At 68.2% G+C, this 25714-nt stretch carries 21 protein-coding genes and 5 pseudogenes; 9 read left to right on the top strand and 17 right to left on the bottom strand.

Features of this window, described 5'->3' with window-relative positions:
- Positions 1 to 13: 13 nt before the first annotated feature.
- The 3 genes from AS594_RS02285 to AS594_RS02275 all read right to left on the bottom strand — a co-directional run bounded on the left by AS594_RS02285 (position 14) and on the right by AS594_RS02275 (position 1849).
- On the bottom strand, positions 14 to 712 hold the full coding sequence (locus tag AS594_RS02285; protein ID WP_069933548.1) for an HdeD family acid-resistance protein: 699 nt from the start codon (positions 710 to 712) through the stop codon (positions 14 to 16).
- 261 nt (positions 713 to 973) lie between these two features.
- Positions 974 to 1171: a hypothetical protein gene (locus tag AS594_RS02280; protein WP_069925412.1), complete on the bottom strand. Its 198-nt coding sequence runs from the start codon at positions 1169 to 1171 to the stop codon at positions 974 to 976.
- Positions 1172 to 1309: 138 nt separating this feature from the next.
- Complete coding sequence (locus AS594_RS02275; RefSeq protein ID WP_069933549.1) at positions 1310 to 1849, bottom strand: hypothetical protein; 540 nt, start codon at positions 1847 to 1849, stop codon at positions 1310 to 1312.
- A gap of 420 nt (positions 1850 to 2269) precedes the next feature.
- On the opposite strand from AS594_RS02275, the gene AS594_RS43820 reads away from it, so the two are divergent.
- Positions 2270 to 2824, top strand: coding sequence for a hypothetical protein (locus AS594_RS43820; RefSeq protein ID WP_141747141.1), 555 nt, complete (start codon positions 2270 to 2272; stop codon positions 2822 to 2824).
- A gap of 8 nt (positions 2825 to 2832) precedes the next feature.
- Positions 2833 to 3003: a hypothetical protein gene (locus AS594_RS44440; RefSeq protein ID WP_167367936.1), complete on the top strand. Its 171-nt coding sequence runs from the start codon at positions 2833 to 2835 to the stop codon at positions 3001 to 3003.
- A 170-nt stretch (positions 3004 to 3173) separates the two neighbouring features.
- On the opposite strand, the pseudogene tnpA reads toward AS594_RS44440, so the two are convergent.
- Positions 3174 to 3388, bottom strand: a pseudogene (gene tnpA, locus AS594_RS40740) (IS200/IS605 family transposase); the annotation flags it as partial.
- A gap of 80 nt (positions 3389 to 3468) precedes the next feature.
- On the opposite strand from tnpA, the pseudogene AS594_RS40735 reads away from it, so the two are divergent.
- Both AS594_RS40735 and AS594_RS44435 read left to right on the top strand, forming a co-directional pair.
- A pseudogene (locus AS594_RS40735) lies at positions 3469 to 3822 on the top strand (helix-turn-helix domain-containing protein); the annotation flags it as partial.
- Between the two features lie 19 nt (positions 3823 to 3841).
- Positions 3842 to 4108: a hypothetical protein gene (locus AS594_RS44435; protein ID WP_069933551.1), complete on the top strand. Its 267-nt coding sequence runs from the start codon at positions 3842 to 3844 to the stop codon at positions 4106 to 4108.
- 375 nt (positions 4109 to 4483) lie between these two features.
- Here AS594_RS44435 and AS594_RS02260 read toward each other — a convergent pair whose 3' ends face one another.
- The 12 genes and pseudogenes from AS594_RS02260 to AS594_RS02205 all read right to left on the bottom strand — a co-directional run bounded on the left by AS594_RS02260 (position 4484) and on the right by AS594_RS02205 (position 20232).
- The gene (locus AS594_RS02260; RefSeq protein WP_069933552.1) at positions 4484 to 5251 is read right to left on the bottom strand and encodes a TSUP family transporter; all 768 of its coding nucleotides are present in this window, start codon (positions 5249 to 5251) and stop codon (positions 4484 to 4486) included.
- 1464 nt (positions 5252 to 6715) lie between these two features.
- A complete protein-coding gene (locus AS594_RS02255) occupies positions 6716 to 7879 on the bottom strand; it encodes a S8 family peptidase (protein WP_069933553.1) in 1164 nt (387 codons plus the stop codon).
- A complete protein-coding gene (locus AS594_RS02250) occupies positions 7876 to 8571 on the bottom strand; it encodes a hypothetical protein (protein ID WP_079148337.1) in 696 nt (231 codons plus the stop codon). Before AS594_RS02250 ends, AS594_RS02255 begins: the two co-directional genes overlap by 4 nt.
- Positions 8572 to 9104: 533 nt before the next feature.
- Positions 9105 to 9907: pseudogene (locus AS594_RS02245) on the bottom strand (MBL fold metallo-hydrolase).
- A gap of 1047 nt (positions 9908 to 10954) precedes the next feature.
- A complete protein-coding gene (locus AS594_RS02240) occupies positions 10955 to 11704 on the bottom strand; it encodes a class I SAM-dependent methyltransferase (RefSeq protein WP_069925404.1) in 750 nt (249 codons plus the stop codon).
- Positions 11705 to 11912: 208 nt separating this feature from the next.
- The gene (locus AS594_RS02235) at positions 11913 to 12842 is read right to left on the bottom strand and encodes an ADP-ribosylglycohydrolase family protein (protein WP_069933556.1); all 930 of its coding nucleotides are present in this window, start codon (positions 12840 to 12842) and stop codon (positions 11913 to 11915) included.
- A 143-nt stretch (positions 12843 to 12985) separates the two neighbouring features.
- Positions 12986 to 13912 carry an immunity 49 family protein gene (locus tag AS594_RS02230; RefSeq protein WP_240508905.1) on the bottom strand — a complete coding sequence of 309 codons (927 nt, stop codon included), beginning with the start codon at positions 13910 to 13912 and terminating at the stop codon, positions 12986 to 12988.
- Between the two features lie 281 nt (positions 13913 to 14193).
- Entirely contained in the window at positions 14194 to 14544 is a 351-nt protein-coding gene (locus AS594_RS02225; RefSeq protein ID WP_069925402.1) for a DoxX family protein, read from the bottom strand.
- Entirely contained in the window at positions 14541 to 16535 is a 1995-nt protein-coding gene (locus AS594_RS02220) for an acetoacetate--CoA ligase (protein WP_069933557.1), read from the bottom strand. The genes AS594_RS02225 and AS594_RS02220 overlap by 4 nt, the downstream gene beginning before the upstream one ends.
- The gene (mhpA, locus tag AS594_RS02215) at positions 16532 to 18163 is read right to left on the bottom strand and encodes a bifunctional 3-(3-hydroxy-phenyl)propionate/3-hydroxycinnamic acid hydroxylase MhpA (RefSeq protein ID WP_069933558.1); all 1632 of its coding nucleotides are present in this window, start codon (positions 18161 to 18163) and stop codon (positions 16532 to 16534) included. The genes AS594_RS02220 and mhpA overlap by 4 nt, the downstream gene beginning before the upstream one ends.
- Positions 18164 to 18196: 33 nt before the next feature.
- A complete protein-coding gene (locus AS594_RS02210) occupies positions 18197 to 19129 on the bottom strand; it encodes a fumarylacetoacetate hydrolase family protein (protein ID WP_069933559.1) in 933 nt (310 codons plus the stop codon).
- Positions 19130 to 19158: 29 nt separating this feature from the next.
- Positions 19159 to 20232 (bottom strand): VOC family protein, encoded by a 1074-nt coding sequence (locus AS594_RS02205; RefSeq protein WP_079148338.1) that lies wholly within the window; start codon positions 20230 to 20232, stop codon positions 19159 to 19161.
- A gap of 143 nt (positions 20233 to 20375) precedes the next feature.
- On the opposite strand from AS594_RS02205, the gene AS594_RS02200 reads away from it, so the two are divergent.
- Positions 20376 to 21011, top strand: a complete 636-nt coding sequence (locus tag AS594_RS02200) for a TetR/AcrR family transcriptional regulator (RefSeq protein WP_069933561.1) — start codon at positions 20376 to 20378, stop codon at positions 21009 to 21011.
- A gap of 135 nt (positions 21012 to 21146) precedes the next feature.
- Positions 21147 to 21191 (top strand): annotated as a pseudogene (locus AS594_RS47865) (hypothetical protein); the annotation flags it as partial.
- Between the two features lie 238 nt (positions 21192 to 21429).
- On the opposite strand, the pseudogene AS594_RS45355 reads toward AS594_RS47865, so the two are convergent.
- A pseudogene (locus AS594_RS45355) lies at positions 21430 to 21594 on the bottom strand (FAD-dependent monooxygenase); the annotation flags it as partial.
- 590 nt (positions 21595 to 22184) lie between these two features.
- Between AS594_RS45355 and AS594_RS02195 the strand changes: the two are divergent.
- From AS594_RS02195 to AS594_RS02190, 3 genes are all read left to right on the top strand, one after another.
- Positions 22185 to 23105 carry a YncE family protein gene (locus AS594_RS02195; RefSeq protein ID WP_079148340.1) on the top strand — a complete coding sequence of 307 codons (921 nt, stop codon included), beginning with the start codon at positions 22185 to 22187 and terminating at the stop codon, positions 23103 to 23105.
- Between the two features lie 500 nt (positions 23106 to 23605).
- Positions 23606 to 24571 carry a hypothetical protein gene (locus tag AS594_RS40720; RefSeq protein ID WP_079148341.1) on the top strand — a complete coding sequence of 322 codons (966 nt, stop codon included), beginning with the start codon at positions 23606 to 23608 and terminating at the stop codon, positions 24569 to 24571.
- Between the two features lie 42 nt (positions 24572 to 24613).
- Positions 24614 to 25693, top strand: a complete 1080-nt coding sequence (locus tag AS594_RS02190) for a ferritin-like domain-containing protein (RefSeq protein WP_069925396.1) — start codon at positions 24614 to 24616, stop codon at positions 25691 to 25693.
- The last annotated feature ends 21 nt before the right edge of the window (positions 25694 to 25714 follow it).

Here is a 25714-nt window from a genome sequence, read left to right as displayed (position 1 = left end):
CGTCGGATACGGGTCAGGCCGCCGCGGCGGGGGCGTGTGGCCCCGTGGCCTGTGCCTTGCGGAGCGCGGCCCGCCACGCGAGGGCCACCCACGCCTCGCTCAGACCGAGCAGCACGAGCCACAGGCCGAGCAGCCGGGTCAGGGCGCGGGCCGACTCGGCCGGCAGCGCGAGCACCACGATGCCCGCGACGATGCCGAGCACCGCGACGCCGACGACGACGCCCCGGTGCGGCAGGTCCTGAGTCGCGAGGGCCGTATAGAGGGTGAGGATGCCGGACACGAGCCACAGGACCCCGACGATCAGGGAGAGGGCGGCGATGGTCTGAAGCGGGTTCCGCAGGCACAGCACTCCGGCCAGGACGTACAGCACGGCCAGGAGCAGCCCCGGCAGCCGTTCGTGTGCCCTGCGCGCGAAGACGGCCACGAACCGGAACGCTCCGTCCACCAGCAGGTACAGGCCGATGAGGACGGCCAGGACGTGCAGGGTGGCTTCCGGCCAGACCAGGAGGAGGACGCCCGGCACCAGCGTCGCGACGGCCGACCCCATGATCCAGGTCCATGAACGGCCGAGCCGGGCGAGCACGTACGCGATATCGCCCGTCGGCCCTGGTGCGACGGAATCGCCCGCCGGTTCTGGTGCGGCGCCGTCGGGCTCGTGTTGCTGCCCGGCGCGCGATGCCGGACCGGACGCCGAACCGTGTGGCATGGTCATGGCTCCTCCTCGCGTGAGCGATCGGTCGCTTGCGGACCGCCGACGGGGCGAGTGGGTGGTGTGCGGTGGTGCGAGCACCTGGCCGTTCCAGGGTGACGCCATCCACCGGGTGCCGGGTCACCCACCACGGGTGATCCGCTGACCTCGGCGTGGCGGTGAGGTGGGCCGTCGCCGCGCCCGGCCCTTCGGTGCGCCGGCCGCACGGAAGAGGAGACACCGCACGAGCGACCCCAGCCCGTGCCCCGGCCGGGCCCGGTCCCGTCACTCCGGCAGCTGCCGCATCTCCATGACGCGCAGTCCCAGCGACTGGCAGCGTGCCAGGAGTCCGTACAGGTGTGCCTCGTCCACGACAGGGCCGAACAGGACGGTCTGGCCGGACATCACCACGTGGCCCAGCTCCGGGAAGGCTTTGGCCAGTGTTTCCGACAGATGTCCCTCGACGCGGATCTCGTAGCGCACGAGCTGTCCTCCTATGGACATGCCTGGGACGGGTGGAGACGCCCTGTCTCTGTGATGGTCCGCCCGGAGGCTTCGCTGGGCATCACCCGGTGCAGGTGACCCGTCGTCCGGCGGCGCAAGCCGTGGGGCTGAGGCTTCTCAATGTGTGAGCACGATCTTGAAGAAGATGATCAGCAGGCCGAGCAGGAGATTGACCGAGGCGGTGACGGCCATCAGCCGCCGGGAGGCGCCGGCGCGGCGGGCCGCCGCCACAGACCAGCCCACCTGGCCGGCCACGGCGATGGAAAGCGCCAGCCAGAGCGCGCCGCGCACGTCCAGGCCCAGCAGTGGGCTGACGGCCACCGCGGCGGCCGGCGGGACGGCAGCTTTGACGATCGGCCACTCTTCGCGGCACACGCGCAGCACGCCCCGGCGGTCCGGCGCCTGCCGTGCCAGGCGCGCCCCGAACAGCTGGGCGTGCACGTGCGCGACCCAGAAGACGAGGCCGGTGAGCAACAGCAGCAGCACCAGCTCGGTGCGGGGGAACTGGCCCAGGGAGCCAGCGCCGATGACCACGGAGGCGGCGAGCATGGACCCGTAGACGCCGCCCGTGTAGTCCGCTTGGGAGCGGAGCTCGGCGCGTCGCTGGGCGCGGCCCTTCCGGCGCGGCGTGGTCGGTCCGCTCGTGGTACTGGACACCTGTGACTCCCTTCGGCTCAGCGCGTCACCCCGCCCGGAGCGTCGGCGTCAGGCTCCGCGAACGGCCTCCCGAGGCGGTCGGCAGGTGTCGTGCGGGCGACCGCCGGTGCTTCACGGTGGCCACCTCGCCGAGCCGGCCCGGCAGCGGCCGATGCGCGCCCTTCCGCCGCATTTCATTGCAACCGGCGTACGCGCCCCTCGCCTCACCCGCCACGGGGGAAGAGCCACGTCCCTTGAGGTCCCGCCGCAGGTACGGGGCCCATTCGTCGAGGCCCGCTCACAACAACCCCAGGTCGCGGCTTCGGCGCACCGCCACGCCCCGCCGGCTTCCGGTAGACCAGCGGGACGCTGCCCAAGTCGCCTACAGGTATGGGCTCTTGGAGCTACGGTGGGTGATCACGGCGGGACGAGGAGGGGCTGATGACAGAAGCTGCGAGTGAGCGCAGGGTCCTGCTGGCGGACGTACCCCACCTTACAGCGGAGGAACTGGTCAGGTGCTTCGACGACGACCTCCGCAACCTGGTCACGGTCTCTATCGCCGATGCCACCCGGCGCCTGACGCGCCCCGTACGCCGACTGCTGCGCGGGCCGGAATGGCACCTGGACTGGCAGGACGCGCTGCTGTGGGACGAGGGGGAGTTGCAGGTATCGGCTGAGCGCATGCGCCTGACCGGCGACGGCCGAGCGGAAGGGGCGGAGACCAAGCTCCGCCGGGTACGCGCGAATCTGCACGAAGCACGACGCGTCAGCGCCCAGTACCGCCGCGAGGCATTCGAACGCTCACCCGAGAACACCTCAACGCACTCAACGCGCAGCACACCGCGCTGTCGTGGCTGTCCAAGGCATTCCCCGCCGACTACAGCCGCCTGGTGGAACAGGCCAAGCGGGAGCGGGGCATCGTCGAACCGCCGCCGCAACCACCCGCCCAAGACGTCTTCGATTCCATCGAAGAAGCCTGCGACACCGGCTAGCTGAAGGTCACCATGACCCCGCCCGTCGCCCACCTGCTGCAACAAGGCCATGTCTCCTTCCGCGACACCGTCGCAGACGACGCCCGGGAACACAACGAGCGCAACGTCCTGCTACGCCACCCGATGGCCGTACGCCGGTGGAAAACAGACCTGACCGAGCTGACCAAAAACTGGGACCCCTGAACACCGATCTCAGCCAGCTGCCCCGCGACGACGCCATGCAGATCATCAACGCCCGACGGTTTTACCTTGATCTTGCGGAGTGCTTCACCCTTCAGGGTGGGGGGTGAAGCGCATTGTTGACCCGGCGGTGCGGAGCGCCGGGGTTCTCTGGGCCTTTGGGGTGTCGGTGAGATGGGCCGCTTCTGGTTGTCGATGTACTGCTTGACCAGGGTCAGTGGCGCCCCGGCGCGTGAGCCGGCGAAGTGGGAGCCGGGCCAGAAGTGTGGGCCCACAGGTACCGGCGGACGTGGTTGTCGTACTCCTGACGGAGCCTGCGGGAGCTGGCCCCCTTGAGCGAGTTGACCAGCTTGGAGAGCTGGACCTTGGGCGGGTAGCGCACCAGGAGGAGACGACGTGACGCCCGGTGCGTATATCGGGGTTGGGGTTTCATCGTGGTGACATAGACCGAAGGGTAATGTGATCTTCGTGCAGCTTCGGTATTCGTTCCGCGTGTACCCGAGTGCCAGTCAGCGTCTGGCGTTGGGGCGGGCGTTCGGGTGTGCTCGGGTTGTCTTCAACGACGCGCTTCGTGTTCGTGAGGCCGCTCGTTGCGCGGGGCTGCCGTTTGTTGCGTCCGGTGAGCTGTCCAGGCAGCTGACCGCTGCGAAGAAGACTCCCGAGCGGGCTTGGCTCGCCGAGGTGTCGTCGGTTGTGTTGCAGCAGTCCCTTCGGGACCTGGACACCGCGTACCGGAACTTCTTCGACGGTCTCAAGGGCAAGCGCCCGCGCATGGGTGCACCTGGTTTCAAGTCTCGCAAGGACACCCGCCAGGCCATCCGCTCTCGAATGCGACCGCGTCGTGCGCCACCTCATGCAGACCGTCGCCACCCGCAAAGACCACGCACCGGAAACCCACGCACGTCCCGAAGCGATCGAGCAGGCCGGCCGACTGCTGGCTGTGCAGCACCCCCGCGCCTACGCCCACATCCGCAATGCCCTGCACCCTTACGAAGCCGGCCCCGGCCAGTTGGACCCCGCTCTGCTGCCGGCAAATGCACGGGGGGTGCTCAAGAGCCGGCTGATCAAAGAAGCTCAGGCCCTCCTGCCCGAGAAACGGTCGGTGTGATCGGTGCCGTCGAGGGTGAAGTAGCGCCGTCGTCCCCGTCGTTCTCGATCTTCCGAACCAGAATTCGTTTCCATGGCGGCCCTCGCATGTCAGTGGAAGGCGTTCGATGCGTGCACCCTCCGGGGTCGCGCCGGTGAGGATGCCCTGCGTGCGCAGATTGCCGAAGCCGACATGGGTGGGGGTCAGCAGTCGCCCTTGACAGATCCGGCCACCTCGGGGAAGGCGTGGTGGCTGTCGGTGCTGGCGTGGAGACCGTTCCCAAGGCCCGCCGCCCGGGCGGTGGCGATCTCCGCGTCGTCATGCAGAAGCCGCTGTGGGCTGGCCGGAGCGAGCAGCACCGGCAGGACTACGGCCCCTGGCGAGACGGCGCGGCACTTAAGCGAACTGATCGAAACCCATCTTTATCACCATTCCCGTGACCACAAGCACCAATACAACCCGCACGAAGCCGGAGCCCTTTTTCATCGCGGTGCGTGAGCCGATCATCGCGCCCGTTATATTCCCAACAGCCATTCCGAGGCCGATGGCCCACAGAACGTTCCCCTGCCATGCGAAAACCGCCAGGGCGCCCAGATTGGACGAGGCGTTGATGACTTTCGCCATGGCAGCGCTCTCCAGGAACTGTGTGGCAAGGAGGGTGGTGAAGGAAATGATGAGGAAGGTGCCGACTCCGGGGCCGAATACGCCGTCGTAGAAACCGATCCCGACGCCCGCCAGAAGAATGGCCGTAATGCGGCGACGCCGGGTTACGACGGTGTCCGTCTGCTGCACGCCGAAGCTCGGCCTGAAGGCTACGAAGAGTGCCACCGAGACCAGCAGAGCCATGATGACGGGCCTGAAGTAACTCGTGGGCACGCTTGCCGCGGACAAAGCCCCCAGCGCGCCGAACGGGACCGCGAGTGCCGCGGCCGGCACGAGGACCGAGCGATCCAGGCGTGTACGCCTCTGGTACATGTACGCGGCGGTCGCGGTGCCCATGACGGCGGCGATCTTGTTGGTGCCGAGCGCTGTCGCGGGCGGGTACTGCGGGAAGGACAGCAGCAGCACCGGGATGAGGAGCACCCCGCCCCCGCCCACGACGGCATCCACCCACCCGGCTGCCGTCGCGGCCAGGAGCAGCCCGATTACCTCGTACAGATCCATCTTCCTCATTCATGTCAAATGGGTCACCCGCGTGCCGCGACGTCAGGGCGCAAGGGCATAGCTGTGGGCGGGGGGGGCGGGCGGCTCCGCGGATGTCCGTCATCGCGGGCAGCACACGTGTTGCCGCCTCACCCGCTGGGCCACAGCGGGGTGGAACGCAAGGAATTGAACCGGCGTAGCCACCGGTCGCGCCTGTCGTAGCGAAGCTGGAACGCGCCGCGCCCCGTGCACCACCGCTTGGTTGTCCAGGGCGACGAGGTCACCCCGGCGCGACTACCAGGTCGCGGCAGACGCTCTCCAATGAACGGCCGGCCTGCGGCCCGAGGTCAGCGGCAGCGCGTCGCGCACGGACGACAGGCGAGGCGCAGCAACTGCCTCGTGGGCCTGACGCAGGCAGAGCGGCGCGAGGAAGCCCCTACGCAGGGGATGGGGCACGTTCTACGGGTGGTAGTCGAACGCGACCGACCGCTGGATCGTCCACCCTCAGGCCGCAGAAGATGGATTATTCATTTCCCCCGCCCTCTGTCCCGAAGCCGAGCAGCAACTTCCGTATTCCTTCGGAGAGGTTGAGTGAAAGTCCTGAAATGGCAATAGGAGGTGAGTTGGAGGGGCGGCCGGGAGTGCTGGCAACTTTCGCGTCTTGATCGCACCGGGTTCGGTTAAGTAAAAGCTCGTCGCACCTTCAGTGGCGATGGCCACAATCCCTCCTCCTGGCTTCGCGTTTGCACTTATCGAAGACGTCGATGAAACCTAACCCGCGCAAATTCGCTCCGTCAACAAAAGGTTTCGGACGACGGTCGGGCTTGTTGAAGAGGGCGGCAACTAGTGGAAAGGTGGCTAATCAACCAAAGAGGGGCTATCTATGACATACAGTGAATAACCACTGAGTTGTAAGGTGTGATCACCGCAGTTGCACCTGACCTGACCCATGGCCTGAGCTGCCCTGATGATCTATACGTAGAGAAGGCGCGTGGGCGCAGAGGGCAGCATCGTCGCTCTGACGATCGTCGACGGCCCCCCAGGAAGAGGTCGGTGCTGCAAGCCGCCTGTGCGCGCTTTTCGGCCATCCTTCATCCGGTGCGACAGCCCTCGAAGGACGTGTCCCTCCTCACACCATCTGAGGAGGTTTCCGCATGTACCCCTCGCCGGCCGCTCACAGGTACGGCGCACAGTCGCGCGTGCCGCACAGTCCGGCTCTTCGTAAGCGGGGAATCGTAAATGGCGTCAGGGGCTGTCCACGCTGACCGGCCCTGACCTCACGGACGCGCAAAGCGAGCAGCTTCTCGCCCTGGCCGCGGGGCCCAAGTCGGCCGCACTGTCCCGAAGTATGAGGCCGTTCGAGGTGGTGCGGCATTCGTTGAGTCTCTGGGGGACAGGGCAGATGGACAGCGGCACTCCCGCATGGTCCCCGCAACGAAACCGAGGGCCACCGTGCAGCACGGTGGCCCTCGGGTTCGCGTCGGATCAGATGGATACGCGTTGCTTCATGCGGAGTGCCAGCAGCAGTCCGCAGACGACGAGCAGCAAGCCGCCGGCCGCCGCGCCCAGACCCACGGTGCGGAGTCCCTGGTCGATCGGCGGGTGGCTGATCTTGCTGGTTCCGCTCGGCGAGGCGAAGTGCTTCTTGTCGCCTTCGTAGGGCCTTGGTGCGGTGTCGATGCTGGGTGGGTTGGCTGCCGCGCGGACCGCGGCGGCCGCGTTGATCTGTCCCGCGCCGACGAGCGGGTTGTGACCGCCTGCGGGCGCCTGGGCGGTACGCATGAGGATGGCGCGAGTCTGGGCCGGCGTCAGGTCCGGGTTCTTAGCGAGCATCAGCGCGGTGACGCCGGAGGCGAGCGCGGCGGCCGGTGAGGTGCCGTCGACGTTGAAGTAGCCGCCGGTGTTCTTGGCGCTGGCGATCTGCACACCGGGGGCGGCGATGGTGTTGTGCGTACGCGCGGTGCTGAACTCGGCCCGAGTGCCGCCGGGCTGGGTCGCGGCGACGGCGATCACGGTCGGGTACCCGGCGGGGAAGTTGCCCTCATTGCCCTCGTCGCCGCTGTTACCGGCCGCCGCGAGGATGGTCACCCCCTTTTGCACGGCGCGGGACGCGGCGCCTACCTCGCTGCTGTCCAGATCGGAGAACAACCCGCCGCCGAGCGACAGGGAGATGACGTCAGCGCCATTTTCGACCGCGAAGTCGATGCCCTTCGCGAGGGGGCTGACGCCGTCCTTCAGGCGTATGAGCTTCTCGTCCTTGCTGTCGTTGATGACCCGGGCCGTGATGATCCGGGCCTTGGGGGCGGCCTTGAGGACGTCGGAGACCATGGCGGTGCCGTGAACGCCGTAGTCCTTGTCACCGGGGCGCAGGCCGTCACTGTTGTAGAAATCGGGCCCCACCTTCGCCACCCGCCCCTTGAGAGCCGGGTGATCGGCGTTGATGCCGCTGTCCAGTACCGCCACCGTCACACCCTCGCCCTGGGTGGTCCGGTGGGCGGCCGGAAGACCGAGCGAGGCCGACTCCCAACCCGTGGGCGCGTTTTCGGCCGCGACGGCCGACGGCGCGCCCCATGAGAACGCTCCGCCCAGCAGGGCGGCGAGAGCGGTGGCGGTGACGGCGGTGGTGCGCACGAATGGGACGCTGCTCATCGCAGCCCTCCGTCTTGCAGAGTGAACATGTGGGAGAGGAAGAGCTCGACGAGGTCCTTGGCGTCGGCGTGCCAGGCATCCCGGTCCGTATCGTTGTTCATCGCGAGCTCGCCGAACTCGCCCGGCAGCTGGCCGGAGACGTAGCCGTCCACCGAGCCGATGCTGGCTCCGACGGCGTACGGCAGGTTCTCGCCGGGAACAGCCATCAGATAGGCGCCGTTGCGGCTCTTCCACTTGGCGGCGGCCGTTCCTGGAACCGCGTACGGGGCGACCGCACCGTCCGTGTGGCGACTGTCTTCGAATGCCTTGTCGACCTTGTTCTTCGGCCCTGCCTCGGCCGGCCCGTCGGGGAGTACGACGACGGCGACGGTCGTCACCATGTTCGCGGTGGGGTCGACGTACGTGGCTCGCAGGATCGCCTTGCAGCCGTTGTCCTGTGCGGCCTTGAGCGTGTTCCGGGTCAGGCCCTTGTCGCAGTCGGTCTCCGGGGAGATTCCCACACGGTGCCACAGCGCCTTGTCGCGGTCGTACAGTCCGCTGTCGTTGTAACCGCCGCGGCCGATCGTGAGCGGGAAGAACTTGTCGACCTGCTCGTCCCGCCACATCACACTGCCGTACTCGGAGTTCGGCAGTTCTTGGCCGGCATTGCTGTAGACGTGCGCAGTGAGCGCGCCTCCGCCAAGAAGCAGCACAGCCCCGCAGACGCTGAGGATGGCGCCGAAGACCTTCCGTCCGCGACCGCTGCGGGGAGCGCTACCCGGGGGCGTCCAGGGCGGCTGGCTCGGGGGAGGGCTGCCCGGCGGCGGATATGGGGCGGCGGGTGGCTGCTGGGCGTACGGGTTCGGGCTGCTCGGATGCGGCTGCGGTGGGTATGACATCTGCTTCTTTCCCAGAGGACAACAACCGGTGGGAGTGGGCACCCCTCCCCCCCGTGGATCACATAAGCCGACTGCCTGTTCGAGTGTCAAACAAGCCATATGGCCTTTGTGTGCTTGTGTGCCGGTGGTTCGCGATCGCTGCACAGAATCCGATCGGCCGGCACACGGGGGAGCCCCGATGAGTGGCGGCGTACCCGGCCGCGCGGCGTGCGGGACTGATGCGGGCCAACATCTCCGGCGGAGGCGGAGGTGTCCGCCGGGGCCAGGGCGGACGTGGTGCTCTGCCTGGCCCGTCGTGCCGGGGCCGGCCAAGCGCCCCGATACGGACCAGGGTTCGCTTCGACCCGTCAGTCCGTCGAGCCCACTGCGGCGGTTGTCGCTTGCCCGATGGTGAAGGTGGCGCCGGGGGTCGCGTAGTCGATGGGGCCGTCGAACCGGGTGGAGGCGCGGGCCACTGCCTGCCGGGGGTCAGGAAGCGGCCGACATGCGTAACGATCAGTCGGCCTGCCCGGGCGATGCGTGCGGTGTCGCCGGCGTCCTCGGGGGTGTGGTGCACCTGGTCACCGTTGTCCGGCGCCTGTGCGCTCTCGGCTTCGCAGAGCAATACGTCGCAGTCGTCGGCCAGCTGCGTGAGGCTCGGACACGGCGCGGTGTCCCCGGAGTACACCAGCGACCTGCCGGCCGCCTCGATCCGGACGGCGAATGCCGGGATGCCGTGGGCCACCGCCCGGCTGGTCAGCTTCAGCGAGCCGATGGCCGCCTGATGCCCGTCGTGCAACTCGGTGACGGCGAAGGCGGATTCGATCGGACTGCGGGTCGATGTGTTGGTGAGGAATCCGGCCAGCCGGTCGGCGATTCCCGGCGGGCCGAAGAGACGAATCGGCGCTGCCAGGCAGATGTCCGCGTAGAGAAGGGCGTAGTAGGCGGTGAGCAGGTCCGCGCTGTGATCGGCGTGCAGGTGGGAGATCCAGATCGCGTCGAGCTCGTCCAGCCGCACATGCCGCTGGAGCGGGCCGAGCGTCCCGCTCCCGGCATCCACCCAGATGCGGGTGTCGTCGCACGACACCAGATAGCCCGAGCACGGGTTGTCCGCACTGGCGTACGGCGTCGCGCACCCCAGGACCGTAATGCGAGGCAGCTCATCATTCATCCCGGGATCCTAGAACGTGTGAGCCACCGGAGTGTTGGCGTGGTCAGGCTGCCCCTCCCGCCGGCGTCGGCTTCGGCCCGCTGGACACAGTCCCGCACCGCGGTCTCGGGCAGATCGAAATCTCTGACGACCTGACCGACCGAGCGGTCACCCCGGCCGGCACAGAGCCGAGCACCCGGGGTGGCGCCTTGGGTCATTCGCGCTTCGGCTTGCGCAGCGTGAACCGCTTCGAGGACTGGAAGCCGGGCGCGGGACTTCCGGACCTCGATCGTCACGCGATGTGGGGCGTTGCCGTTCGGTGACATTTGTGACGTAGTTGCAGCAAGGGCGCAGGGCAACGAAAGAACCCCGTAGCGGGTCGTACAAGCTGTAATGACCAGAAGCGTTCCGGCGGGCCGCCCAACTGGGTCCCGTCCTCCGTATCCGGTCGTCTCGACAGCAACGCATGGGGGAATCATGAACGTTCGCACACGCGGTGCCCGACTCGTGCTGGCCGCGCTGGCCGCCGGGACCGCACTCACGCTGGCCGCCGCCCCCGCGACGGCGGCCGGCTCTCCGCGGTTCCTGGAGCCGGCCGAGATGCCGCCCCACCCGACCTCGCCCTGGTACGCCGGCCCGGTCACCGCGGGACAGCCCGAGCACCCCCCGGTCTGCGTGGGAGAGTCACTGCCGTCCGTCTCCAGCCACCGCGAGTACTGGACCGAGTACGACACCAACGGGTCGCAGGTCACCGTGGTCGAGCGCGACGAGCAGCGGGCCAAGGCGTTCGCCGGCCTGCTGCGCCGGAAGATCGCCGACTGTGCTGAGCGGCTCATGGCGGAGAACCCCGACGTCACCGCGACTCAGAAGAACTTCGGCAAGATCGGTGTCGAGGAGGGCGCCACCGTCCACGGTCTGCACACCGTGTCCGACTGGGGCTCCTCCGACGTCAGCCTGTTCTCGGTGGGCCGGGACGGCAGGACCGTGACGTATGTCCGGTGGGCCCAGATGGGCACCTTCGCGCACGCGCAGGTCGCGGACTTCAAGGCGCCACGCCGCAAACAAACCCTAGGCGGGGCGGACGGCCACCGCCACGGACGTCACGTACGGCTCGTCCAACTCACCACCGGGGAAGTGCTGGGCGAGGCGCTTGCGTTCGGCCGTGAGGAAGGCCGAGGCTCTGGGCTCGCCGAGCACGATGAAGGCTGAATGAGTGGCCAGCTTCGCGAGGTGGAAATCGACGGTGACCCGGCGCGACCAGCGCAGCGTACGGGTCTTCCACAGAAGTCCGGCCGGTGTCTGGACGTTGGAGATGTAACAGCCGGGCCCCAGCCATTCCTCGATCCTGGCCCCCTGCTCCGCCACCCACGGCACGGCCGGATCCGGGTCGCTCCACCACAACGCCAGAGCGCCCCCGGGACGCAGCACCCGCAGGGCGGACGGAACAGCACGCGAGGGGTCGGTCCAGTGCCAGGACTGGGCGTACGAGACGAGGTCGAGTGAGCCGTCGGCCAGCGGCAGCCGGTTGCCGTCCCCGCGCACGAGCGGGACCCCCGGCAGCTCGCGCCGGAACTGCGCCGCCATCCCGGCGCCCGGCTCCACGCCCACCACCCGGGCCCCGCGCTCGTGCAGATCCCGGGCGGCGATCCCGGTCCCGGTGCCCACATCGGCCACCCGGGCCCCGGCAAGCCGCTGCCCGCTGAACTCCTCCACGGTCTCGAAGACGGCCGCGGGGTACTGCGGCCGGTGAGCGGCGTACGCGCCCGCAGCCCGGTCGAAGGCCAGAGCCCGTTGGTGGGCGGGGAGGTCGTACGTCATGCCCCGACTATTGCGCAGGCCGCCACGTCCGCAACAGGGCGCGTCCTGGGCCATGGCTTTCCCGCCGCGCCTTCGTGCGAGCGGAGGCCGCGCGCCGTCGCGCCCCGCCGCGGCGTCGACGAAGAAGCGGCGGCAGGCGGTGCCCCGAGAGGTCTGTCCCGCTCGCCGCACCGCAGGTGTGACGGGATGGGCGTACGGGCCGCTCGGTTCAGCCGCCGAGGCGGTGCGCAAGGTGAAGCAGATCCGCCAGGTGCAGTACGCGTCCGTCGAACCCTGGGAGGGGGACATGGAGCGCCTGGGACCAGCGGGCGGGGATCGCGTCCGGCCCGTAGTACGCCCCCGCGAGGCCGCCGGTCACCGCGGCGACAGTGTCCGTGTCACCGCCGAGGTCGATCGCCGCGCGTACCGCGTCCTCGAAGCCGGTGGTGGTGCGCAGGGCCCAGACGGCGGAGCCCAGGCAGGGCCAGACGGCACCGTTGAACTCGGTGGCCTGTTCGGGGTGCCAGTCGGGCGCGAGGACTGTGGCGTAGCGCCCGCGGTGGTCGGGGTGGACCAGAGCGAGGATGTCCGGGAGCGCGACGAGGGGATCGGTGTCTTCGAGCGTGACGCGGATGAGCTCGTGGAAGATCGCGGTGCCTTCCCAGGCCGCCCGGTCGCCGTGGGTGAGGGCAGCGATGCGGCGGGCCGCGGCCATCGTGGCCTCCCGGCCGGCGGAAGCGAAGTAGACGGCGGAGGTCGATGCCCGCATCAAGGAGCCGTTTCCCGCGGCTCGTTGATTGACCTGGAAATGGACCGCGGCAGCCAGGTCCCAGGTCATCCCGTTGGTCAGGACGTCTTCGGTCTGCAAGCCGATGTCCTTGGGTTCCGATGCCGCCCACCGCTGGAAGCGGGTAAAGATGTCCGGCAGATCGAGTCCGCCCTGCTCCAGCAGGGACTCCGCGACCAGGACGGCCATCTGCGTGTCGTCGGTGGCCTCGCCCGCGTCCCAGCCACCGCCGCCGGTCATCTCGCCACCGGCACCGGGCACGGGAAACCGCGCGGAGAACGCTCCCTGGGGACCGAACTCGAAGGGGCCGCCCAGGGCGTCACCCACTGCTGAGCCGATGACCGCGCCGGCGGCCCGCTGAATTCGCTGCATCCGCGCAGGTTATCTGCGCCGTGTCGGCGGCCGCGGCGCTGTTCCTTCTCCGGATGCCCGACCGTCCGCCTGCCCGGTCCCTGTGCCACAACCGCACCGACCGGCGTGCCTGCTCCTTCCGCCCGCAGGGGCAGGCCGGGGGTTCAGGAGGGGGACGGGGCGGGGGCGTTCACGAGCGAGGCGGGCAGATAGCCGGACTTGATCCGCAGGTTCCAGCCGTGCACCTGAACCGCGAGCGCGGCCAGGGCGATCGCACCCATCGGCAGCAGGCTCCTGGGCGCGGGATCGTCACCGACGGCGTCACGGTGCTCCACCAGGCGTTGGTACAGCGCGTCCTCGAAGGCGGCCTGGTCGTCCCTGAGCAGGATGCGCAGCAGCCGCTGGTCGGGGCTCGCCGCGCCGGCGGCGTCCAGGGCCAGCGCAGCGTCCAGCCGCTCGTCGATGGACGGCTTGCACAGCGTCACCTGCGGCCAGTGGCGGGGCAGATGGCCCTGGGACGGGGTCAGGTAGCCGCACAGGGCGTCCATGTGCGCGAGGTCGGCCGGATCGGAGACCGAGTCCCGCTGCGCGTGCGGCAAGTTCTTGTGCAGCATGGGAGCGTAATCCTGTCGGAGCAGCAGCCCGACCACCCGCTCCCAGTCCCGCACCAGGCCGCTGGCCACACATATGTCGAACGCTTCGACCCAGGTGCGGGCGGTGATCGTGTCGGTCGCGTCCCGCATCTCGTCGAAGTCCTTCTCCTCGCTGCTGAAACGTGTGTGGGTCAGCGGGAAAGGAATCTCCCAGTCGCCGCCCGGGCAGCAACCCAGCTCAAGTACGCCGAAAAGAGATTCGGCAGCCGTGGTCAGGGCGAGGCGGGTGCGTTCCTCCTGGAGGTCGGGATCGTGCACGCTGCGTGCGGCGACGTGGTCGAGCAACTCGTAGCCGAGCTCCGACAGCATCTCGCGCAGTGGGTACCCGTGATAGTAAACGTCCTCGAACCGGCGCTGAACACGGTCCGCTTTGTCACCGAGGGCCTGCTCCAAGCGTTGCTGATTCACCGGATGGCGCTGCACGTCGTTGATCCCCATCCGTTCATCCTGTCAGTAGCTACCGACAACTCGGCCCTCAGCTTGTCGCTCAGCCTCCGCTGTCAGGCAGCCCGGCAGGTCGGAAGCGAGCACTGGCGCCTTCGGCACCGCATAGCGTGCGTAGCGGTCGTCGTACGGCTCGTTGCGAGGGGCGCCGGCGCATGTCGCTCCCGAGGGGCGCTGAACGATCTCCCTGGGCATGGGAAGCGATCTCCGGCAGTCGCTGAGCTGAGCCCTCCTGGTACCGCCGTGTCGTGCCGGGGCCGTCGGAAGCCCCACGGTCAACCCGCCGCCGACACAACGGCGTACGCCGACGCCACCAGGGCCAGTACGGCGGCCGGCAGGGCCCGTACCGGCGGATCACCGTGGCGCAGGTGCGCCACAGCGGCCCCGGCCATCAGCAGCGCCAGTCCGATCGCGGCGGCCACTGCGAGGGCCGTCGCGGCCAGTCCCGCCAGCAGCCCGACGACTGCGGCCAGCTCCAGGGCTCCGACGACGCGGTAGACGTTCGGCGACATGCCGAGGTGGGCCGCTGCCCGACGCATGACCGGTAGAGCGGCGAGCTTCGCCACTCCCAACGGCAGAAAGATCAGGACGAGTACGACGACGGTGGTGACCTGTGCGGTATTCATGCCGTGGCCCTTCGGTCGCGGTGGTCGGCTCCGAGCCGGGCGTAGTAGTCGATGAGTTCCGGGGCGTCCACCGAGGCACGGTTGACTACCTGCTCGGCCGGGGCGCCTTGAAGGAGGCGTTTGACGGGGACTTCGAGCTTCTTGCCGGTTCGGGTGTGCGGGATTCCCGTGACCTGGAGGATCTCGTCGGGGACGTGGCGGGGTGAGGCGCCGGTGCGGACCGCCTCACGGATCCGCTCGCGCAGGGCGTCGTCCAGCGTCGCCCCGGCAGCGAGGACCACGAAGAGTGGCATCCAGTAGCCGCCGTCGGGTTCCTCCGCGCCGATGACGAGGGCTTCGGTGATCTCAGGGAGGCGCTCGACGACATCGTGGATGTCGGCGCTGCCCAGGCGCACGCCGTTGCGGTTGAGGGTGGAGTCGGAGCGGCCGTGCACGATCACGGAGCCGTGGGAGGTGAAAGTGATCCAGTCGCCGTGCCGCCACACCCCGGGGTAGCCGGCGAAGTAGGCATCGTCATATCGGGTGCCATCGGGGTCGTTCCAGAAGTACAGCGGCATGGACGGCATGGGCCGGGTGACGACCAGTTCACCGACCTGGTCGACGACCGGTCGACCTTCGGCGTCGTACGCGGCCAGCGCCACGCCGAGGTGCGGGGCCGACAGTTCGCCGGCCCAGACGGGGGTTGTGGGCGCGCTGCCGGCGAAGCCGGAGACGATGTCGGTGCCGCCGCTGATGGATGCGAGCAGGACGCGGTCGCCGACGTGGTCGCGGACCCAGGGGTAGGCGGAGGCCGGCAGGGCGGAGCCGGTGCAGCCGACCACACGGACGGACGACAGGTCGTGCACCGAGGGGTTGATGCCGAACTTGGCCATGCGCAGCAGGTACTGGGGGCTGGTGCCGAAGACCGTGACGCGGTGGCGGGCCGCCAGCTCCCACAGGACGTCCGGGCGGGCGAAGGGGGCCGGGCTGCCGTCGTACGTACACGTGGTCGCGCCGGTCAGCAGCGTGGAGACGATCAGGTTCCACATCATCCAGTGCGTCGTGGTGTACCAGAGCAGGCGGTCGCCGGGGCCGAGGTCGGAGTGCAGGCCGAGGGTCTTGAGGTGCTCCAGGAGGACGCCGCCGTGGCCGTGCACGATTCCTTTGGGCAGGCCGGTGGTGCCGGAGGAGAAGACGACCCACAGGGGGTGGTCGAACGGCACGGGCGTGCAGAGGAACTCCTGCGTGCGGGTGGACGCGTCCTCCCACGGAATGACCAGCGACGGGTAGTTCCGGGACGGCCAGGGCAAGCCCGCGTGGTCGACCAGCAGAGTGGCCTTGAGGGTGGGCAGCGACCGTGCCAGTTCCAGGGCGGCGTCGCGGCGATCGTGGGTCGTGCCGTTGAAGAGGTAGCCGTCCCCGGCGATCAGTACGGTGGGTTCGAGCTGGCCGAATCGGTCGGCGGCGGCCTGCGGAGCGTAGTCCTGACCGCACACCGACCATACGGCGCCGAGGCTCGCGGTGGCGAGGAAGGCGACGATCGCGTGTGGGGTGTTGGGCAGGTACCCCACGACCCGGTCGCCCTTCCCGACCCCCAGGTCGCGCAGGGTCGCGGCCACCGAGGCGACCTGGGAGCGCAACCCCTTCCCCGTCACCTCGTAGCCGGAGCCGGTCTCGTCGAGGGCGACGATCGCCACGTCGTCGTCCGCGAGGCCGCGCAGGGCGTGATGGGTGTAGTTGAGGGTGGCGCCGGGGAACCAGCGGGCGCCGGGCATCCTCTCCTCGGCCAGCACCTGCTCATGCGGGGTGTCCGCATCGATGTCGAAGTAGTCCCACACCGCACCCCAGAAGCCCTCCAGGTCGGTGACCGACCAGCGGTGCAGGTCGGCGTAGTCGGTGCCTGTCTCCACGCCTCGGTGCCGGGCCGCCCAGCGGGCGAAGTCCACGATGCGGCTGGCCGCCGCGGCTTCCGGACGGGGCGTGAAGAAGGGGGACGGGTACGGTGTGTTCATCGCTTCGTGCTCCTCAACAGGGCTTCCTCAACGGTCTGTTGTGAAGGAAATGAGCTTCGCGTGGTGTGCAACAGGGACGCCCAGTCGGGCCTGCCCGTGAAGTCGTGGCCGCCGGACGGGACGACGTCCATCACGACGCGGTCCGGCCGCAGCAGCACGGCGTCCGTCCGCCCTTCCCGCAGCCAGTCGACGAGGCGGTTGTCGTCGCCGAGGCCCACCACGCAGACGGTCCGGGCGCCGAGTCCGTCGACGACCGCCTTCAGCGAGGGAGGCAGCGGCACGGCGGTCAGAACGGCGAAGGAGTCGCCGAGCGTTTCGTCGAGGCGGGCTCGCCGTCCGTCGACGGTCACCCACGGCTGCGGGCAGAAGCGGCCCGCGAGACCACGGCCGCCCTCACGGACTCGACGGCGTACGAGCGGACCCGCGGCGAGGACCGGACTGAGGTCGCGCCCTGCCGCCGCTGCGAGGCCGGGGATGCGGCAGGCCGTGCCCAGGACTCTGCGCCGGACAGCGGCAGCGCCGTCCTGGCCGCCGGTCATGGCCCAGCCCATCGCGACCGCGAGACGGATCACATGCCGGGCATGCGGCTTGCGTTCACTCTCGTAGGTCTCCAACAGCCGTTCAGTGGCGCCCTGCTGGAGGACACGGGCCAGCTTCCATGTGACGTTGTAGGCGTCGCGCAGGCCGGAGCACAGTCCCTGCCCGACGAAGGGCGGGGTGAGGTGCGCGGCGTCGCCGAGGAGGAACACCCGGCCCCGGTGCCACCGGTCCACGATGCGGGCTCGGAAGGTGTACTGCGCCTGTCGCACCACCTCGAAGTCGGCGCCGTGTGCGAGGTCCACCCAGGGGGCAATCAGCTCACGCAGCCGCTCGTGATCCAGTTCCGCCGCGTCCGGCAGACGGAACTCCCACCGGTAGCGGTCCTCGCCGATACGCATGAAGGTCGCCGGCCGGCTTGGGTCGCACACCTGATCGACGCCCTCCCAGCAGCGGACCGGGAGGCTGGTGCGTACGTCGATGACGGTCCAGCGTTCCTCGAAACGCAGGTCCTCCCACACGGCGCCGATGGCGTCGCGGGTCACGCTGTTGGCGCCGTCGCAGCCGAGGACCGCGTCCGCCCGCAGGAAGTGCTCGCCCTCGTCGTCCCGGTACGTCACACCGACCGGCCCGTCGGCGCCCTGCTCGACACCGACGACCTCCACCCCGCTGCGCAGTTCGCACTCCGGGCGCCGGGCCAGGGCGTCCCGCAGCAGTCTTTCCAACTCGGGCTGGTCGAACATGCTGGTCTGTGGGAAGCCGTGCTGTCCCTGCGCGGCGCGCGGGAACTCGGCCATCACCCGGTGCCGGGCGTCCAGCAGCCGCAGCCCCCGCGCAGGACGGGCGATCGCGGCGAACTCCTCCTGGACCCCTGCGGCCTGTAGGATCCGGCGCACCTCGTCGTCGGTGGCGACGGCACGGGGTAGGGGGTAGAGGTCGTGGTGGCGTTCTAGGACGACGGTCCTCACACCACGCCGGGCGAGCAGGAGTGCGGCGGTCACGCCCACCGGCCCGGCTCCGACGATCACCACGGGTACGTGTCCCGGCCTGGGCGTGGTCTCCCGTGGTCCGGCGACCTGGTCGACGGTCATGTGCGGCTCACTTCGGGTGTCGGTTCGAGTCGGTCAGTTCGAGTCGGTCACGGGGGTGCGCTGCTCCCCGAGGTCGATCCGCCCGTCCGGTGTGGCGATCGTCGCGGTCACCACATCGCCCTTCCGCAGGTAGTGCGGATTCCTCGCCTGACTCTTGAAGAACGCCTTCCACTTCACGGCGGGCGGCAGGAGCGAGCCGATCTTCTCGACCGGCTTGGGCGGTGCCTTGAGGGCCGTACCGCCGGGGGTGCCGGTCAGCAGCAGGTCACCGGGGGCCAGGGTCTGGAACCGGGTCAGCAGGGTCAGCGCCTGCGCCGGACGGACGATCATGTCGGCGAGAGTGCGGTCCTGGCGCAGGTCCCCGTTGACGCTCAACTTCAGCCGCAGGTCGAGGAAATGGGCGAAGTCGTCCGGCTCCAGCAGGGCCAGGTAGGGACCAGTGGGTGTGAAGGTCGGGTACGACTTGCTCTCGTAGAACTGGGTCTTGGTCAGTTGGACCTCGCGGGCGCTCACGTCATTCGTGATCACGAGCCCGGCGACGTAGGTGGGAAGGTCCCGTTCCTCGACGACCGTGCCCACCGGCAGGGGTGCGCCCATGACCAGGCCGAGCTCGACCTCGTAGTCGAGGAACTGCACGTGCGTCGGCCGCACGATGCTGTCACCGGGGCCGCTCACGGAGCCGGACGCCTTGCGGAAGAAGGCGGCCGGGATGTCACCGGTGAAGCCTGAATCGCGTGCGTGACTACGGTAGTTGACCATTTGGGCCACCACACGGCAGGGGGTGGTGACTGGGGACAGCGCCACCAGGCCGGCGACGGGGGTGCCCGGTCCGACGGCGGCCTCTTCGACAGCGGCGCGGTCGGCCAGCAGCTCGGCGGTGGTGACGGCCTTGGTCTCGATACGGACGGCGCGCGCGTCACGCACCACCCACCAGCCGTCGGCGGTACGCAGGATGTTGGTACTCATGTCATTGCCTTCGTCAGGGGTTGGGGAAGTCAGGAATTCGCGGCCTTGAGCAGGCCCAGCAGGCGGGCCCGGTCCATCTCGTTGTCGCCGCGCAGGGCCTGGATGACGTCGCGGACCCTTTGCGGGGAGGGGCCGGCGCCGAGGAAGTCACGGGTGGCCGGCGGCCCCCACTGGGCGAGGCCGCTCGTGGACAACGGCGCCCAGCCGGGTTCGACGTCACAGGAGAAGAGGTCGCCGTCGGCGAAGTGCTCCAGCATGAAGTGGTCGGGATCACGCCAGTAGTCGAAGAGCTGGCTGCCCTGGACATGTCGGCCGATGCCCCAGCTGCGCTTGTAGCCGCGCTCGGCCAGGTATTCCCCGCCGACGGCGATCGCGTCCAGATCGGTGACCTGGTAGGCGGAGTGGACGTAGCCGTTGCCCGGCCCGAGGTGCATGGCCAGCGTGTGGTGATCGACCGCGACGCTTCCCTGGTCGCAGCGGATGAACGCCATGACCGGGCCGTGCTCTCGCCGGCCGTCCAGGAAGTGGAAATCGCTGACGATCATGCCGAGGGTGTCCAGGTACCAATCCAGGGCACGGGCAAACACCCGCGTCTCCAGCACCACATGACCCAGCCGCTGGATACGTGACGGTTCACGCGGCGGCCGCTGTGTGACGTTGACACGAGGGTGGTCGCTGCCGAAGTTGAGAAGAAGCGGCTGCTGCCCGGGCAGCGCCGGCAGTTCCTCGCCGCAGTGCACCACGCGCACGGGGAAGCCGGAGGGGTCGAGCAGGTCGACCGCCTTGCCGCCGCCCGGAACGTCCACGTCGCGTACGGCGGTCCCCGTCGCCCGGGCCAGCCGGTCCAGGTCGGCCCGCTCCGCCGCGCGGAACGCCGGGCCGATGAAACGGGACGTACGGCCGCGCCGGATCACCATGCATGGCGAGCCGGCGTACGTGCCCCGCAGCCACAGCGCGCGCTCACTGCGGGCGGCGATCCCGAAGCCGAAGTCACGGGCGAAAACCTCCGCGCGGTCGAGGTCGGGCTTTTCGAACTCCAGCCAGGCCAGGTCGGCCACCTTGATCACGGGGTTCCGGGACAGCCCGGCGTGCTCGCCGCGCAAGGCACCCTGCTCGCTGTGAAATCATCATCTCTGATTCATCAATCGTCAATAGCTGCATCCGTGAAGGTGAGGGAATCATCAGAGATGCACTGATCGATGCATCAGAACTGTGGTGTCCACGGGCTCATTGCTAGACTCCTCGTATGCCGACGTCAGCTCCGCCCCTCAACCGCTTCGAACGGCGCCGTGCCGAGACCCGCCGGGCGCTCGTCCGAGCGGCCCGGCAGATACTGGCCGAGACCGGAGACACGAGCGCGAGCATCCAGGTGATCGCGGAGCGTGCGGACGTGGGTTTCGGCTCCTTCTACAACCACTTCGAGTCGAAGGTGGAGCTGTTCGACGCGGCGGTGGTGGACGCGCTCGAGGAGTTCGGCCAGGCCATCGACGAGCGTCTGCGGGGGACCGACGACCCGGCCGAGCTGGTCGCGGTGGGGCTGAGACTCAGCCTGCGGATGGTCGACTCCCACCCGGAGCTCATGCAGGTACTGCGCCACCGCGGACTCGGCCACGTTCACTCCGACACGGGTCTGGCGCCCCGAGCCCTGCGCGACCTGGAACGCGGTGTCGCCTCGGGTCGGTTCGTCGCTGTTGACCCGACCGTCGCCCTGTCGGCTCTGGGCGGGTCCCTGCTGTCCCTCGTGGAGTTGCGATTCGCCCGCCCCGAGCTCGACGCCGACGACGCGGCCTCCGGTCTGGCGGAAATGGTTCTGCGCATGCTGGGGGTTCCTCCGGACGACGCCCGCGACGTCGCCCGCCGCCCCCTGCCCGACCCGGCCTGACTGCGGGTACCGGTGTGACGGGATCGCCCGGGAAGGGGGAGGGGCGGCGAGGGAGGGGCTGGCGAGGGGAGGGGCCGGGCTTCAGCGGGCGTTGGTCTGGCTCTCGGCCGGCACGGCAGCACCAGCGCGGACCGGATGGCCGTCTTCGCCGGTGTTTCCCCGACGCCCCGCGCATCCGGAAAGGTCAGCGGTGACCTGCACCGTCGACGGCGAGGCAGGGCGTCTCTTCGGCGATGTGCCCGCCATCGCCCCGCCGCTGTCCCGCATCACCTCGGTGTGAACGCTTCGGCCGCGGCGGTGAAGGCGGCTGCCCAGTCGGACGTGATGATGCTTGCGATGTACCCGTCCGGCCGGACGAGGATGAGGGTGTCGCCGGTGATGCCGTAGATGCTCTTCAGCCGGCCGGTGGTGTCGCTGAGGAGGCGATCGGCTGTCTCTCGGCCTCGTAGGTATCGAGGAGGCTGTCGGGTGCGCCGGCGATGACCTGGGCGAGTTTCCAGCCGAGGTTGTAGGCGTCCTGGACACCGGTGTTGAGTCCTTGTGCGCCGGCCGGGGTGTGCACGTGGGCGGCGTCACCGGCGAGGTGGTGAATGGCTGCGGAGTGCCTGTCGGCTGCTACGTGTCGGCCTGTCGGCGGCCGTAAAACATGACGGGCAGGAAGGTCGCCCTCGATGTCACGATGGACACCACTGCGTAGTTGCGGCAATCAATGCCCTCCCCGTCCTTGGAGCGTCCCTCTCGGCGAGGTTGCGCAGACCGGCCGATCCGTGGCCCTCAACCTCCCGAGCCCAGCTCAGACGAGAAGCCGCCAACGAGACTTCTGGTGGAGGCTGAGGGATCATTGATGGGTGTACCGCGCCGCAACCCAGGATTCGTCTTCGGCTGCGGTAGAACCCAATTTGACCTGGCATGCAGCAAAGTCCGTAGGGCGTTGCCAGCCGGAGGTCGTCCGGTGCCGGTGAGGTGGGGCCGAAGGGGTGCGGCGGTGGGGAGCGGGCGGGCTGAGGGCCCGGAGTCGAGCCTGGTCATCCAGTTCGTGGACGTCACGTCCAATACGGTAACAGGTGGCCCAGGTCGCATGTTGGTTTGGACGGTCATCAGGAGACCCGCACGTAAGTATTCGGTGTCGCCTCTCGGTCAGATGGCCGAGAACGATGAAAGTTGTTGGTGAAAATGACCACCACTGAGAAACCATGCGTCGTTGCCACCATCCCAGTAGGGACGGAGCCGGTCGGTGTGGCAGCGGATGTTCATGACCATGTCTTCGTCACCAATAGCGGTGATCACACGTTGTCGGTGATCGATGCTTTGACCAACACTGTGACCGCCACCATCAACGTCGGACTCCGCCCGGAGAGCGTGGCAACCGATCCTCAATTCGGCATCTACGTCGCCAACGGCGGCTTTGGCACCGTGTCAGTGCTCGACAGATTCCATACTGTCATCGCCACCATCAACGTCGGAGGCCCGCCTTCGATTCTTCACCCACCATCCCACGTGGTGGGAGTGGCGGTCGATCATTTCCTGAGTCGTGCCTACGTGACCAGCCGAAGTCATCACAGAGTGGCGGTAATCGGCATCAGTGGCGAGCTCCCCACGGCCGCCCACAACTTCGTCCCTGTCGATGGTCCCCTTGGTGTGGCAGTTGACTCTGCAAGTCATCGCGTCTACGTCACGCAACCCGACTGGGACACGGTATCGGTGCTCGATGCTGCGACCAGCGGGGTTATTGCGGCCATCCCGGTCGGGCAGCATCCCATGGGCATTTCGATCGATTCCCAGAGGCGCCGTGCATATGTGGCCAACAACGGCTTCAAGACGGTGTCAGTGCTCGACATCGTCACCGGCGCAGTCGCCGATATCGAGGTCGGTGTGAGACCGCTTGGTGTGGCGGTTGATCTCCGGGGTGACGCCTACGTAACCCATTCTGACGGTACGGTGAAGGTGATCGACGCCGAGTCCAGCAGCGTGAGCGCTACGATTCCAGTCGGATCCCAACCGGATGGCGTGGCTTTCGAGCCCCACAGTAATCGCCTCTACGTCGCCAACAGGGGCGACGGCACCGTATCGGCGATGGATCTTGCTCGCAGTTGAAAGGTCGCCGGTGAGCCGTTTCCCCGACGAAGACTGCCTTGGGCAGAACGCAGCGCAGAAGGCGCAACTGACGTGGTGACCGATACTTCGCGTCGCATCTCCCGTTCAACAATGTGCCGTTCGCGATCGCTGTGGCTTTGGCAGTGCATCAGCCGCCTCACCCGCTTCGCCGCCCGAGACTACGTCCGATCGCCATCAGAAATTCGCGCCGAGGCGAGTCAACGCGTCCCGCCGCGCTGCGTACGCCGCAGAACGGGAGCCGTCAGGGCAGTCTCGTACGGCAGTTGGGAGCCATGGTTCCCCAGAGCAGCGAATCCAGCGTGGACGTGAGGCGCGTGCGAAGGTCGTCGCTGGGAACGTCATGACGGTGACTCGTCGTGGGAATGCGGGGCCTCTAGGCCGGAGGTACGCTGAATGCGGGGCGGAGAGCGAACGTATTACCCGACGCGGCCAGTGAACAGCGACATTCCCCATCGTGTGGCCTGCGAGGCGATCACATTATGCTCGAAGTTGAACTCGACATATTTTCAGGCATGCCGAACCCTCGATGGGTTCTGTCGCCACAAGAAGAGCGGGAGCTGACGGAGCGCGTAGAAGCGGATACGAGCCAGCTCTCGGAGGTCACTTCCCCCCACGAGGTGTTGGGTTTGGGGTACCGCGGCTTCATTGTGCGTTCAGTCAAGTCGGAACATGGAGCCTGGGACACATGGCAGGCGACGTCCGCAGCCCGTATCGGGGCTGAGTTTCGGGTAGGGGTCCGAACGGCCGCCAGAGAGGTCGATTCTGTTGCGCACTGGCTTCTCGCAGCGCCGGCCACCAGGATGGGGATCGCTGACGAGCTCCTGTCCGTTGCTGCAGGAGGCCCCTCTATTCTGCCGGCCGAGCGGGAGGAGCTGTACCCACCCAGTCCTGACTCGTTCGATGAATCCCCGGATGTCGAACGGGGGGTGACATGGCATCGACCGTGTCCCAGCACGCTCTATGCCGCGAACGCGGACATCTTCAACAGTCCCGGAACAGTTGAAAAGAACAACTGCTACTGCTTTGCGTCGAACCACGTGGCGAACATTCGACATGCCTTGCCGGGACGTAGAGGGGGAAAGCCGGCTGCCTCCCCGACAGTCGACAACATTCGGGGCGGTCTCTACGCCGATGGCTGGGCTGACAACTGCCAGACGAATACTCTCGTGATCGCGGCCCACGTCTGGCCGGGCTGGGACTATCACTTCTACCGTCTCGTGTCACCGGATCCCAACTGGCTTTGGTATCACAAGACCGGTGGCACCCCGGCGGTGTACCTCGATGGCGCCGGCTACCCGATACGCCGACAAGTGACCGGCGGTGGTTCGGTTATCTGGCGGCATCCCCAGAACTGTGTGAAGACGCCGCCCGACCCCATTGTGCCCGTGTACACCGAGTTCGTCGGCTGGTTCTACCAGAGAAATGCGACTGCTTTGGTTGCTTGACGGGTCGTTGTTGTCCGAGCGCGTGTTGCCGAAGGAGCTCTCATGTCAGGTGCCGTTAAGTATCGAAGCGACGCGATCGTTGAGCTCATGCAGATGCCCGCAACGGACCATGACGAAACCTGGCTGAAGGAGGCGCTGCAACAGGCCGTCTTGCTGGAGCTCGCGACGCTGCCGCCCTATCTGTGTGGCCTTTGGTCGATCCTGGAGGAGGACCAGGGGTCGGATGTCTTCGAGACGATTCACGAAATCGTCTTCGATGAGATGTCACACATGGGTTTGGTCTGCAACATGGTCTCGACCATTGGTGAGGTGCCGCGCATCGCCGACAGCGAGCTCGTACCGAAGTACCCAGGTCCGCTTCCCGGTGGTGTTCAGCCGGATCTGGAGGTGTCTCTCACCGGGTTGAGCAAGCAGGCGCTCGACATGTACTCCCGCATCGAGAGGCCCGACGACCCCGTGGCCGAAGAACGGATAGCGCACACGTCTATCGGCGCGTTCTACACGGCGATTCTCGAAGCTTTCCGTGCGCGCCCGGAGTTGATCCAGGGCACGCGGCAGCTGACCAAGGACATGTCCGCGGCCCACGGGCAGGGGAACAACGTCGCCCCGCTCAGATCGCTCGGTGATGTAGAGGCTGCCCTGCAAGTCATCAAGGAGCAGGGCGAGGGCACCGCGGCATCACCGGAGAACCCGTTCCCGGGCGAGGCCGACGAGTTGGCGCACTTCTACTCCTTCCGAGAGATCTTCCACGGGCGCAACCTGATCCGCGTATCAGACGATCCGCCACTGTTTGATTTCCAGGGAGATGAGATTCCCATGCCTCGGGCGTTCCCGATGGGAACGGTGCCCGCAGGCGGCTGGGTCGAAGGCGGGGTGCCCGTCTCCGATGCCGTGCAACGGGACCTGACCGAATTCAACCGGCACTACAGCTCGATGCTCCGGTTCCTCGAACGCGCCTGGAAGGCGGAGCAGCCGGGCACGGCGAAGCAGATGCTGAACCGGGCAGTCGTGGAAATGGTCAGCTTGCAGGTACCTGCCCAGACGCTGATGGCGACGCCGCTGCCCGACGGGAGCGGAAAGACGTACGGCCCGGAATTCCTGTACGTCGAGGAAGATCCGTGACGGAGAAACGGGCCGCAGTGC

Source organism: Streptomyces agglomeratus (genome assembly GCF_001746415.1).
In the GTDB taxonomy this organism is placed as follows: domain Bacteria; phylum Actinomycetota; class Actinomycetes; order Streptomycetales; family Streptomycetaceae; genus Streptomyces; species Streptomyces agglomeratus.
Note: the sequence above shows the minus strand (reverse complement) of the source record. Positions and strands in the feature narration are given on the sequence as shown.